This window comes from Chitinimonas arctica, from assembly GCF_007431345.1.
GTDB classification, from domain to species: domain Bacteria; phylum Pseudomonadota; class Gammaproteobacteria; order Burkholderiales; family Chitinimonadaceae; genus Chitinimonas; species Chitinimonas arctica.
On sequence record NZ_CP041730.1, the window covers coordinates 309,666 to 321,945 of the forward strand.

Below are 12,280 nucleotides of genomic sequence, written 5' to 3' on the forward strand. Positions count from 1 at the left end.
AAGCGAGCGACCGAGGGGTCGCGGCACACGATGCGGCAGGAAGCAAAGAACAATAGAAACGGCGTCGGTCGGAACCGGCGCCGTTGATTTTCACAAGATTTTACGCGAAGTCGGCCAATGAATAAACCTGAAATAAACTGTCTGCAGCGAGTCCGCGTCGTGCTCTCGCATACCAGCCTGCCGCGCAATATCGGCTCGGTGGCCCGCGCCATGAAAACCATGGGCCTGAGTCGCCTCTATCTGGTCAACCCCAAGCGCTTTCCGGACGACGAAGCGGTCACGCTGGCATCCGGCGCGCACGATATCCTCGACCAAGCCATCGTGGTCGGCACGCTGGAAGAAGCCTTGGCCGGCTGTACCCAGACCGTGGCCACCTGCCCCCGCGTGCACGAGCTGAGCGTACCCCGCCACAACCCGCGCCAGATCGCGCCCATCCTGATCGAGCGCACCCTGCTCGGCGAGGAGGTGGCCCTGGTGTTCGGTACCGAAATGTCCGGGCTCAGCAATGAAGAAGTGCGTAGCTGCAACCGGATGGTGACCATCCCCACCAATCCGGACTACTCCTCGCTCAATCTGGCGCAGGCCGTGCAGATCCTGGCATATGAGATGCGCTGCGCCGTGGACGACGATATCAGCCACCTGGAAGAGCGGCCGCAATTGGCCGCCCATGATGATATCGAGCGTTTCTATGTCCACCTGGAGCAGGCCTTGATCGGGCTGGAGTTCCTCGATCCCGACAACCCCAAGCGGCTGATGCCGCGCCTGCGCCGCATGTTTGGCCGGATCCAGCTGGAAAAGCTCGAAGTCGATATCTGGCGGGGAATATTGCGGGCAGTACAGGAGGGGCCGCGCGGGAAGCAGCCGCACGACTAGGCCGGTGAGGGAAGTTGCCGAGCGTCGCGATACGGTACGCCGCCATTCGCGGCCTTATCTCCGTTGGACAGCGCCGCGCAAGACTCCATGAGCGAATCACAAATTTTCCTGCGGATTTCGGAAGACTCTCCGCTCCATTCGATATCGAATTGACGTTTATCCACTCAAGCTCACTTGGCACGGATACACGACATGCTTAATCCTCCCAGCCCCACCGCCAGCCCTAGATATATTTCCAATCCGCCCACTGACCAGCCTTCAATACCAATCTGGAGCAAAATAGGTTCGCCGTCCTACCCGGCCTTTCTGTCTCCACCACGGGTCGCTCCTGTACTTGAGCATCTCGACGAGTATGTCGAAATTGAAAACTACGGCGAAAAGAATCTGGCAGCGCAAAGGCATGGCGTCAATGTCACCAAGAAGAAATTTATCGCTTCAGCCAGCGCTTGCGCCTTGGCAGCCATCATTACTCTTGGCGGCCCGCAGTTAATTCACCATGTAAAGGAGCATAAGACAGCCAGGGTGGCAACGTTTCTTTCGGGGCTCGTTTTATTATTCATCACCGGCTTTCTTTCCTTCCACTTCCTTTTGACGTGGCGCCAATGGAAGTTGAACACTGACCGTTTGGAATTCAAGAAAAGCATTTTCGAATCCAGGCAATTTTTTTACGGCGGCAATATACAGTAACCCGATATACCCGCGAGCATATCAAGCAACCGAAAGCCTGCTTTCAGTGCGGCAATCGTTCATAGGCACGGACATCCCGCCGCGCGCTCGACCACCAAGCGTGGTGACCAGGGTCGCTTCCGGAAGGCGCCCGATAAGCTAGCCATATTTCGACAGTTTACCTCTCGATTCGAAAGTGTTTTAGTGGCCATCGCTGTATATTAAATTACAGCGTTAGTTTTTAAAGAAAAATCCAAGACTACAGCCGAATCGCTTTTATTAAATTCCACCCTCAAGGTCTTTGCATGGTAAATATGCACCGCATAAGTGATTCAGCCAATGGACTGCCAGCTTCTGCTTTGCCTGAAGATCGAACCATTGGCAACCTAAATGGACAGCAAGTTACTCACTCACCGGCACTTCCATTAACCTTGATTCGCAACGATAACGCCAGCGCTGCAAAGCGTATATTTCGGGATTATTTTGGAAAGGTAGACGTACTAAAAATTACAATAAAAGGGGGCGGTCCAGACCGTCACTACAGCGCCACCATAAAGCAGCGCCGCTTTCTCTGGATAAAACTACCCGGCTGGGAAATTGCGGTAAAACGGATCAAACGCCCCCCCAACAAAACTGCTACTGGCTTGTTCTATAGTGCTTTGCGCAGAGTTTTTAATACAACCAATGCACATGAAATAGCCAAAGAATTCAACAACCTCGAAAAGAACGACCGCAGGATGGATGGGTTCATACTCGACCTAAAAAAATACATCGAAGACAAAAATTTATCAATAGCGCTAGATATTGCTAGTAAGAAAGCAGAACGAGACTTACATGACAGCACACATCACATAAAAGAGGAAGCTACGTCTTTACAGCAAACGCAGAAAGAGGATGAAATCAAGCTCATGGAGACATTGAAAAGTCACCTTGGCTATATTATTCGGAATATGGATAGACTAAGGCGCAAAATTCCAGCCACACACGGAGGCAATGATGCAATAATAAGAAAACTATTATACGACCAAGATGTAAATAAATTATGGTGCGCTCGGCAAAAGATCGAGGCTCATGAAATTTTGAGTAAAAAAACCCCTAGAAGGTAGCGTTAGTTTGCTCGGTGGCCCGTTGTAAGGTGCGCTCCCTCCGCTACTGGCTCCGGAAGTTACGCAGCAAAAGCGGCCCGCACACTTGGCGCTTCGCCTTATCCACTCAGCGGTCGCTCGCCAGCGCCAGAAATGGCTGTCCTATTTCGACAATTCAAACCTCTCTTCGAAAGCCAATGAATAAACTTCCGTAGCAAACTAACTTATAGGGATATTTTTATTTCACAAAGCCGCAGCAAGCATATAAATCCATTCTGCGCAATTCAGGCCCGAGAGCTTTTATATGTTCAATACCATACATACAAACAAGCGAGTAAATAGACTGGATTCACCCCCGCCTGACCAACCTAAGGTCGGCAAGCTTAATTCGTTCAAAATAATTGTACTAAGAGAAAGAAAAAGTGAAAGTGAACGGTTCGAGAATTGCGACGCTGTTGCGAACCATTTGGCATGCCAGGTCCGCCTTTCCCCTAGTGAAAACATCAAAATAAGTTTCAGAATTGGTAAGCCAACCTCAACCCGCTGCTACAAGGCAGTTATAACAAAGCGCCGCTTTCTTTGGATAAAATCACGCGAATGGAACATAAAGATAACAAGCAAAATCGTGGATGGCTTGGATGACGTAGCTGGCGTAAATGTCAGGAAAAAAAAGTCACTTGCCCGCCGGTTTTCCAGTGCTCTACGCAGATTTTTTTTCTCGACCAAAGCAAGTAGAATTGCCAAACAATTCACAGCGGACGAAAAGGAGGCCCCCAAGTCTATAACCAGAATAAAGGAGCAACTACAAAGAAATATAGACTCGCTACTATCAGATTACAACAATATTCTAGCGCAGTTGGCCCTGATGAGAACAACGTATAACAGCCAAAAAAACTTAATAAGCAAAGCAGACCGAAAAAAAATGGAGGAAACGTACAAGGAAAAAATAAATGAAGCTCAATCCCTGGAAAATCTGCGTAATCATATGAAATATTTTAACCATATCACATATCGCTTAAGAGAAAATCCAATCACCCGACATGCACTCAATGAGCACTTTAACGAAACAATAGCAGACTTATTAGGCAATCCGGATGTATTATTAGCCGATCCATTATTTTATGCATTAGCAGATCCAAATTTAAAACAGCTATGGATCAAGCGATGCTCAACCGCGAATGCGTAAAATTGCGCGTCAAAAAACTCAGCAAGAAGCACACCTATGCTTAAAAAATTGGCACAAAAATGAAGCACGATACATAGCCACCATCGGCAGCTATGTATCCACAGCCCATCCGCCAAGCCGACTAAAGCACAGCCGGCACAACCAACAACCCAGCCCGCAAGCCATTCTTGACCTTGCTGTTGGGAAAGACGATACGGGCGCCCTGCTCCGCCACCACGAAGCGCTCATCGCCGTCCTCGGCCAACACATAGCCAGGCGCCAGCTCGGTAAAATTCTCCACCGCGTCAGCGAGATGCAGTTTGAAGGCATCGGTTTGTTTGATCACTTCGCGGGCGACGCGGAACAGCTTCGGGTGCGCGGTCGAGACGGCATAATCGCGCTTTTCGCCACCTATCAGCCGTCGCAGTTCCGCTTCCAGCAAATCGAGATTGACCGCCTGGTTCTGCCCAAAAGGCCGGGCCTTGCCCAATTCCAGGGTAAAGCCATGGGCGCCGCAGTGTTGGCGGCTGAAATAGGAGAATGTCGGCGAGGGCTTCGATTGCAGCAGCACCGCCTCGATACCGCAAGCAGCCAACCTGGCAATTTCGGCCGGGTCGAACGCCTGATCGCCGGGATGAGGATAGATGGCGAACTTCTCTATTTGCGAACCACGGATGGCGGTGTGCAGATCGTAGTGCAATCTCCAGCGCGAACCGGACACCGCGAAGAAATCCTCTACCGCGCGTTCCAGCTCACGGGCCCGCACGGCGGCCGGACCGCTGCCGCTCTGTTCAGCCGGTTTGCCGAATAGACGATTCAAGTCGTCGTCCAGATAGCGCTTGTTGCTACGCAGGGCGGCCGGGTTGCCGAAGGCGAACAGAATGCGCGCCCGCGCCGGCAAGCTGCCGTCCAGTACGGCCTGCAACAACCGCGCCGCCAATTCGACCGGCGCGGTTTCGTTGCCATGGATGCCGCTGGAAAGACATAGATCGAAAGCGGCATCGGCCGGTTCGACTACCAGCAACCCTTCACCTGGCCGGCTGATCCGGGTGCCGTCGGGTAGGCTGTCCGGCCATGGCCAATCAGTCCGGGCGGCGAGCAGATGGGCGAGGTAGTTCATGCTGATCATGCCAGCTGGAAGGGATAGACCGAGCCCAATTGCAGGATCTGCGTCAGCTGGTCCAGGGCGGTCCGGCATTCGTCCAGCAAATGCGGGTCGGCCAGATCGGCAGCATCCAGACGGTCGCGATAGTGCTTGTTCACCCAGGCGTTCAAGGTGGCGAACAATTCCTCGCTCATCATCACCCCCTGGTTGACCGCCGCCAATTCGCGCGCCGACATCGCCACCCGCAGACGCAGGCAAGCAGGTCCGCCGCCGTTCTGCATGGATTGCTTGAGATCGAACACCCGTACTTCATCGATCGGCCCGCCACTGCCGGTCAAGCGATTGAGGTAGGCCCACACCGGTTCGATATGGCGGGATTCCTCGGGCACCACGATGATCTGCTTGCCGTCGGCCTTGCTCAGCAATTGGCTGTTGAACAGGTAGGACTTGACCGCCTGCTCGACGCTGACTTCCCGCTCAGGTACCTCGATGGCGACCAGTTGCGCACCCACGGCGGACAGCTTGCGTGCAATTTCCGCCAGCACCTCGGCCTGGTTCAGGAACGATTTTTCGTGATGGAACAATACATTAGCGTTGCCCACCGAGATCACATCGTTATGGAACACCCCCTTGTCGATGGTCTCGGGGTCCTGCTGGGCAAATACCACCGCCTCTTCCCGCAGGCCATGCAAGCGCGCGATGGCCTGGCTGGCTTCCAGGGTCTGGCGGGCCGGGAAGCGGCTGGGCTTGGGTGGCCGGCTATCGAAGGCGGACTGGCCATAGACAAAGAATTCCACGCCGGGGCTATCGTAGGCAGCGCAAAAACGGGTGTGATTGGCTGCGCCCTCGTCGCCGAAATGCATCTGCGCCGGCAAGGCCGGATGGTGGGCGAAACAGCCCTCATCGCGAAACATCGCTTGCAGGATACGGCCCGTCGTAGGGTGCTCGATGGCGCGATGAAACTTGTTATTCAGATTGGCCGGCGTGAAATGGATGCGGCCGTCGGCCGTGTCCGCGCCGGGGCTGACGGTGGCGGCGTTGGCGGTCCACATGGTGGAGGCCGAGGAACTGGCCGCCAGAATGGCCGGTGCTTCCTTGGCGGCGCGCGCGATCACTTGCGCGTCGCTGCCGCCGAAGCCCAGCTGCCGCAGGCTGGCCACGCTGGGACGTTCATGCGGCGCCAGTACGCCCTGCTTGAATCCTGCATCGTGCAGGGCCTTCATCTTGGCCAGCCCCTGCAGGGCCGCCAACCGTGGATTGGCGACGGCATTCTGGTTGCCGGTCGAAGCGACATTGCCGAAGCTGAGGCCGGCGTAGTTGTGCGTGGGGCCGACCAGACCGTCGAAATTGGCTTCAAAAGCTGTCATTGCATATTCCCCGAATAAAACACTTGTCATTCAAACCGCATGCCGACCGGCAGTTGCGCCGGAAGCGCCGCGGTGGGGGTTTCCAGACCGGCCACCGGATAGCTGCAATAGTCGGCGGCGTAATAGGCGCTGGCGCGATGATTGCCGCTGGCGCCCACGCCCCCGAAAGGTGCCGCGCTGGAGGCGCCGGTCAGCTGCTTGTTCCAGTTGACGATGCCCGCACGCGATTGCTCCCAGAAGCGCTCGTACAGGTCGGCGCGATCCGAGATCAGTCCCGCCGCCAAGCCATAGCGCGTGGCATTGGCCAGTTCGATGGCCTGGTCGAAACTGTCGTAGCGCTGCAGCTTGAGCAGCGGCCCGAAATCTTCCTCATCCGGCAGCTTGCCGATATCGCTGACATCCAGGATGCCGGGCGACAATAGCGCGGTGTTCGCTTCCAGCTGGCGCATTTCCAGCAAGGGCTTGGCGCCGCGGCCGAGCAGGTCGGACTGGGCCACCAGGAGGCGATGCGCGGCAGCCAGGGAAATCACCGAGCCCATGAACGGTTCTTCGGCATCGTCCCAGCGCCCCACCTTCAAACGCTGGCTGACGGCCACCAGCCGCTCCAGAAAGGCGTCGCCCGCCGCGCCACGCGGTACCAACAAGCGGCGGGCACAGGTGCAACGCTGGCCGGCCGAGATAAAGGCCGACTGTATCGTCTGGAAAACCGCCGCATCGAGGTTGGCGACATCCTGCACGATCAAGGGATTGTTGCCGCCCATCTCCAGCGCCAGGATCTTGTCGGGATGTCCGCCGAACTGCTTATGCAGCGCGTGACCGGTGGGCGAGGAGCCGGTGAAGAACAGCCCGTCCAGGCCCCAGTTGCCGGCCAGCGCCACGCCGGTTTCCTTGGCGCCTTGCAGCAGATTGAGTACACCCGCCGGCAAACCGGCTTGCTGCCACAGTTCAACGGTCTTTTGCGCTACCAGCGGCGCCAGCTCGGACGGCTTGAACAGCACGCAATTGCCGGCCAGCAAGGCGGGGACGATATGGCCATTGGGCAGGTGGCCAGGAAAATTGTAGGGGCCGAACACCGCCACCACGCCATGCGGCCGATGCCGCAGCACCGCCTGGGCATCGCCCATGGTGCTTTCCTTCTGACCGGTACGCTCGGCATAGGCCTTGACCGAAATATCGATCTTGCCGACCATGGTCTGCACCTCGGTCAGCGCTTCCCAGCGTGGCTTGCCGGTCTCCCGCCCGATGGCTTCGGCCAGGCCGGCCTTGTGTTCAGCCAATAGCTCGGCGAACCGGCGCACGATGGCTTCGCGCCCGGCGAAGCCCAGCTTACGCCAAGCCGGGAAAGCATCCCGCGCCGCCCGTACGGCGATATTGACCTGCTCGCCGTCGGCGCTGCGCCCCTGCCATACCGGATGCTGGCTGACCGGGTCGCGTGATTCGAATGCCTCGCCGTGGCCCGCATGCCATTCGCCGTTGATGAAATGGTGGCTCATATCTGTTTGCTCCTTGATGCTCGCGACCGCTTTCGGCGCGAATCAGTTCTTTGACGACAGCAGCACGGCCCGTACGCTGTCGCCGGGCGCGATGCCCAGCTTGGCGATCAGTGCCGGCGTCAGCGGCAGCCCCATGGGGGTCGGCTCGGTCTGGGCCAGGCAGACGCGGAAATCGTCCAGCCGGCGATTGGCCACCATCCATGTCCGTCCCTGCGTTTCATCTTCCGGTTTCGCCGTCAGCACCTGGCTATCGCGTACCGCCCGGATATCCGGCAAGGGGCACTCGATGGTAGGACCGGCATCGAAGATATCGACCGAATTGTTATAGCGAAAACCTTCGCCTTCCAGCATGACCAAGGCCGGCAAGGTGTTGTCGTGCACCTTGCCGATCACCGCGCGCGCTTCGTCGCTGAGGAAGGCGGTATAGACCGGATGCTGCGGCATCAATTCGGCGATAAAGGATTTCTGGCCGATGCCGGTCAGATAATCGGCTTCGGAGAAATCCATCTTGAAGAAATGCCGCCCCAGGCTTTCCCAGAAAGGCGAGCGGCCGTTCTCGTCCGACACGCCGCGCATTTCGGCGATCACCCGGCGATCAAAGCGCTCGGGGAATTCGGCCAGGAACAGGAAGCGGCTCTTGGACAACAGGCTGCCATTGCCATCGCGCCGCCATTCGGGATGCAGGAACAGCGAACACAGTTCGGCCGCGCCGGTCAGGTCGTTGTTCAGGAACAAGGTATCCAGCCGCCGGTACACGCCAATCTCGCGCGAGGTATGCACGGCGGTGCCGACGCGGTAGGTGTACCAGGGCTCGGTCAGCCCCACCGACCCTTCGATACCGCAGATCCCCACTACCTGGCCGGCCTGCTCGTCGTTCTCCAGCACAAACACAAAGCTGGAGTTGGCCGGATCGGGGGCGGCCGCTTGCGAGGCAACCGAAGCGGCGATGCGGCGGGTCAGCCGCTCCTCGTTGGCGGGTAGCGTGGTCACGCCCACGCCGCTATCACTGGCCAGCGTCATAAGCGCATCGAAATCGGTGGTACGGATGGAGCGAATCAACATGGGAGTCTGCCTATCAGATAAATCAGCGCACACCCTACAGCGGCGCAATACGGACCAGGTCGCCCACGCTCAGACCCAAGCGGTCCAGGACCTCGCGGGACAGGGTGATCCGTTCGCCATCGGCCGCGGCGGTCACCACCGTGGCGCGGAAGTCGTCCCGGCGGGTGGTAGCCAGCAGCCAGTCGCCCTGCCCGCCCTCGCCGGCGGCCACCTGTACCAATCGGCTTTGCGCAACGCTGCGAATGGCGCGGGTAGCGCAATGGAGGGTCGGACCGCCATCGAAGATATCGATGTAGTTCTCGGCCTCGAAACCTTCCCGGGTCAGCACCTCGTAGGGCACTTCCGAGTCGGGATTCACCTGCCCCATGGCCGCCTGGGCATCATCGGCAAGGAGCGGGACATACAAGGGGTGATGCGGCATCAGCTCGGCGATGAACTTGCGGCCGTTTACCCCGCAGTGGTATTCCACGTCCTGGTAGTCGATGCCGAAAAAGCGCCGGCCGACCGAATCCCAGAACGGGCTGCTGCCGTCCGGCCGGGTCACCCCCATCATCTCGGAGACGACCGAATCGGCAAAGCGCTCCGGCCATTGCGCGATAAACAAGAGCCGCGCCCGCGACTGCAGATCGCTCCAGCGGCTGAAGCGTAGCGCCGGCCGGACATGGAAGGAGGCCAGCAGGGTATTGCCGGTCAGGTCGTGGCAAAGGCTAAGGGCATGGATCTTGTTATGGATGCCCAGGCCGGGCGAGGCATGGATAAAGGTCTCGTTGCGATAGCTATAGAAGGGCTCGTTGAAGCCGGCCGAGGCAACGATGGCCGATACACCGACCAGTTCACCGCTGTCGGTATCTTCTTGCACGAAGAAATAGCTCTCTTCGCCATGGAAGCCGATATCGGCGGCCAAGGAATCGATGGACGATTGGATCTTGCCCGCCAGGGTGTCGCGACTCTCCGGCAGGGAGGTCACGCCCACCGGGCTTTCCCGGGCAAGCAATTCGACGCCGGGCAGATCCGACATCCGGCTGGAACGAAGCACGAACACTGTTTTCCTCCAGTGGCATTATTTTCGTGAGGCCCGTCACCCCGGCTTGCGCCGGCATGACGGAGGTGCGCGCAAGCGGCAGACTACTGCCCGATCACCGCCCGTACCGCCCGCTCGAAGCGGTTCAAGCCCTCGTCGATATCGGCATCGGGAATAATCAGGCTGGGCGCGAAACGGACCACGTCCGGACCGGCCTGCAACACCATCACGCCCTCGCGGGCGGCGGCGGTCATAAAGTCCTTCGCTTTGCCCTTGAACGGTTCCGCCAGTTCGGCGCCGATCAACAGGCCCATACCGCGCACGGTGGCGAATACACCGGTCTCGCTTGCCAAGGCCTGCAAACGGGCCACGATGCGCGCATGCTTGGCACGGATACCGGCCAGGGTCTCCGGGGTGTTGACCACGTCCAGCACCGCTTCGGCGACCGCGCAAGCCAAGGGGTTGCCGCCATAGGTCGAACCATGGGTGCCCACGCCGAAGTGGCTGGCGATATCGGCCGTAGTCAGCATGGCGCCGATGGGGAAGCCACCGCCCAGCGATTTCGCCGAAGTCAGGATATCGGGCGTGACGCCGTATTCCATATAGGCGAACAGGGAGCCGCTACGGCCCATGCCGGTCTGCACTTCATCCAATACCAGCAAGGCCTTGTGCTGGTCGCACAGCGCGCGCACGCCGCGCAGATAGGCCGCATCGGCCGGCAGCACGCCGCCCTCGCCCTGCACCGGTTCGATGATCACGGCGGCGGTCTTGTCGGAAATGGCCGCCTTGAGGGCGTCCAGATCGTTGTAGGGGATATGGCGGATCCCGGTCGGGCGCGGGCCGAAGCCATCCGAGTACTTGGGCTGGCCGCCGACCGTCACGGTGAAGAAGGTACGGCCGTGGAAAGAGTTGGTGGTAGCGATGATCTCGTACTTGTCCGCGCCACCGGTATCGATGGCGAATTTGCGGGCCAGCTTGAAAGCCGCTTCATTGGCTTCGGCGCCCGAATTGCAGAAGAACACCCGCTCGGCGAAGGTCGCATCGACCAGCTTGCGTGCCAGCCGCAGCGCCGGTTCATTGGTCAGCGAATTGGACACATGCCAGACCTTGCCGGCTTGCTCGGTCAAGGCCGCTACCAGGCCGGGGTGGGCATGGCCCAGCGCATTCACGGCGATACCGCCGGCCAGGTCGACATATTCGCGGCCGGCCTGGTCCCACAGGCGCGAACCCGCGCCGCGCACCGGGATATAGTCGGCCGGCGCGTAGTTGGGAACCATGACCTGGTCGAAATCGGCGCGAGTAACGGTCTGGGGCATGATGCAATCCTTTCAGTACGATGTTTGCTGGATATTCTAGGGATGTCGGCCGGACTTGGATTTCCGTATTGCGACATCTTTGTAGTGAGTTCGGGCGCGGCATGGCCACGCGAGTACCGCCCCGAAGCAGTCTCAATCGACGGCTTCGGTCCGTACCGTGCCGCGCTGGCGATCTTCGCGCGGGGTGATCTTGAAATGATTGCGGTAAGCACTGGAGAAATGCGGACCGCTGGAAAAACCGCAGCTGAGGCCGATCTGGATAATGGACTTCGAGGTCTGCCGCAGCATCTGGCGGGCCCGGTTCAGGCGCAGAGCCAGGTAATACTGGGATGGCACATGTTCGAGATGCTGCATGAACAGGCGCTCCAGCTGGCGTCGCGAGACGCAGACATGGCGGGCGATTTCGTCCGTGGTCAACGGCTCTTCCAGATTGGCTTCCATCAGGGTGACCGCCTGGACCAGCTTGGGTTGGTTGCTGCCAACCCGGTTCATCAGCGGAATGCGCTGGCGGTCGTCGCGGCCGCGTATCCGCTCCAGCAGCAGATTCTCCGCCACCGAGGCCGCCAGGTCGGCGCCATGGCGGCGGGCGGCCAGATGCAGCAACAGGTCGGCAACCGCCAGTCCCCCGCCGCAGGTAGCGCGATCGCGGTCCACCTCGAACAGGGCGGCGGAAACAATCACCTGCGGATAGCGCTCGGCAAAGGCTTCCTGCAGGGACCAGTGCAGGGTGGCCCGGCAGCCTTTAAGCAGGCCGGCGGCCGCCAGCCAGAATGGCCCGGCATGCCAGCCCCCCAGCAGACAGGGGCCGCGTCCCAGCTCCGCCAGCGCGGCCACGGTCGGGTCGCTGGTGGACAAGGCGCGCGGGAGTTCGCTGGCCGCCACGAACAGGATAGGCAGGGCCGCGGCCGGGTCCAGTACGCCATCCACCGCTTGCGTTCGGCCGTGGGCGCCCATGACGGCGGCGCCATCGGCCGACAGTAGCCGAACCTGGTAGCAGGTCCGCTCGGCCAGCCGGTTGAGCGCGACGACACAATCGAACAACAGGCCCAGCTCGCCCGGCGCGAAACCCGGCAGCAGCAGCACACCGATGACTTGGCCGGCAGGTTCGACGGGATCGAGCATGGCCA

11 protein-coding genes are annotated in these 12,280 nt (G+C 59.2%); 4 read left to right on the forward strand and 7 right to left on the reverse strand.

Annotation, left to right across the window (positions count from 1 at the left end):
- The first annotated feature begins 117 nt into the window (after positions 1-117).
- From FNU76_RS01400 to FNU76_RS01415, 4 genes are all read left to right on the forward strand, one after another.
- Positions 118-873 carry an RNA methyltransferase gene (locus FNU76_RS01400; RefSeq protein ID WP_143856041.1) on the forward strand — a complete coding sequence of 252 codons (756 nt, stop codon included), beginning with the start codon at positions 118-120 and terminating at the stop codon, positions 871-873.
- A 192-nt stretch (positions 874-1,065) separates the two neighbouring features.
- Positions 1,066-1,560 (forward strand): hypothetical protein, encoded by a 495-nt coding sequence (locus FNU76_RS01405; protein WP_143856042.1) that lies wholly within the window; start codon positions 1,066-1,068, stop codon positions 1,558-1,560.
- Positions 1,561-1,844: 284 nt separating this feature from the next.
- Positions 1,845-2,645, forward strand: a complete 801-nt coding sequence (locus tag FNU76_RS01410; protein ID WP_143856043.1) for a hypothetical protein — start codon at positions 1,845-1,847, stop codon at positions 2,643-2,645.
- Positions 2,646-2,928: 283 nt separating this feature from the next.
- Complete coding sequence (locus FNU76_RS01415) at positions 2,929-3,810, forward strand: hypothetical protein (protein ID WP_143856044.1); 882 nt, start codon at positions 2,929-2,931, stop codon at positions 3,808-3,810.
- A gap of 121 nt (positions 3,811-3,931) precedes the next feature.
- Here FNU76_RS01415 and astE read toward each other — a convergent pair whose 3' ends face one another.
- The 7 genes from astE to FNU76_RS01450 form a co-directional block, all read right to left on the reverse strand.
- Positions 3,932-4,909 (reverse strand): succinylglutamate desuccinylase, encoded by a 978-nt coding sequence (astE, locus tag FNU76_RS01420; protein ID WP_223879183.1) that lies wholly within the window; start codon positions 4,907-4,909, stop codon positions 3,932-3,934.
- Positions 4,910-4,914: 5 nt separating this feature from the next.
- A complete protein-coding gene (astB, locus tag FNU76_RS01425; protein ID WP_143856046.1) occupies positions 4,915-6,261 on the reverse strand; it encodes an N-succinylarginine dihydrolase in 1,347 nt (448 codons plus the stop codon).
- Between the two features lie 26 nt (positions 6,262-6,287).
- The gene (astD, locus tag FNU76_RS01430) at positions 6,288-7,754 is read right to left on the reverse strand and encodes a succinylglutamate-semialdehyde dehydrogenase (protein ID WP_143856047.1); all 1,467 of its coding nucleotides are present in this window, start codon (positions 7,752-7,754) and stop codon (positions 6,288-6,290) included.
- Positions 7,755-7,796: 42 nt separating this feature from the next.
- Entirely contained in the window at positions 7,797-8,816 is a 1,020-nt protein-coding gene (gene astA / locus FNU76_RS01435; protein ID WP_143856048.1) for an arginine N-succinyltransferase, read from the reverse strand.
- Positions 8,817-8,850: 34 nt separating this feature from the next.
- On the reverse strand, positions 8,851-9,858 hold the full coding sequence (gene astA / locus FNU76_RS01440; RefSeq protein ID WP_143856049.1) for an arginine N-succinyltransferase: 1,008 nt from the start codon (positions 9,856-9,858) through the stop codon (positions 8,851-8,853).
- Between the two features lie 83 nt (positions 9,859-9,941).
- Positions 9,942-11,153, reverse strand: a complete 1,212-nt coding sequence (locus FNU76_RS01445) for an aspartate aminotransferase family protein (protein WP_143856050.1) — start codon at positions 11,151-11,153, stop codon at positions 9,942-9,944.
- 132 nt (positions 11,154-11,285) lie between these two features.
- A complete protein-coding gene (locus FNU76_RS01450; protein ID WP_308418592.1) occupies positions 11,286-12,275 on the reverse strand; it encodes a GlxA family transcriptional regulator in 990 nt (329 codons plus the stop codon).
- Positions 12,276-12,280 lie beyond the last annotated feature (5 nt).

Coding starts and splice junctions, on each gene's coding strand:
- FNU76_RS01400 (WP_143856041.1), top strand. CDS start 118: ATGAATAAACCTGAAATAAACTGTCTGCAGCGAGTCCGCGTCGTGCTC.
- FNU76_RS01405 (WP_143856042.1), top strand. CDS start 1,066: ATGCTTAATCCTCCCAGCCCCACCGCCAGCCCTAGATATATTTCCAAT.
- FNU76_RS01410 (WP_143856043.1), top strand. CDS start 1,845: ATGGTAAATATGCACCGCATAAGTGATTCAGCCAATGGACTGCCAGCT.
- FNU76_RS01415 (WP_143856044.1), top strand. CDS start 2,929: ATGTTCAATACCATACATACAAACAAGCGAGTAAATAGACTGGATTCA.
- astE (WP_223879183.1), bottom strand. CDS start 4,909: ATGAACTACCTCGCCCATCTGCTCGCCGCCCGGACTGATTGGCCATGG.
- astB (WP_143856046.1), bottom strand. CDS start 6,261: ATGACAGCTTTTGAAGCCAATTTCGACGGTCTGGTCGGCCCCACGCAC.
- astD (WP_143856047.1), bottom strand. CDS start 7,754: ATGAGCCACCATTTCATCAACGGCGAATGGCATGCGGGCCACGGCGAG.
- astA (WP_143856048.1), bottom strand. CDS start 8,816: ATGTTGATTCGCTCCATCCGTACCACCGATTTCGATGCGCTTATGACG.
- FNU76_RS01445 (WP_143856050.1), bottom strand. CDS start 11,153: ATGCCCCAGACCGTTACTCGCGCCGATTTCGACCAGGTCATGGTTCCC.
- FNU76_RS01450 (WP_308418592.1), bottom strand. CDS start 12,275: ATGCTCGATCCCGTCGAACCTGCCGGCCAAGTCATCGGTGTGCTGCTG.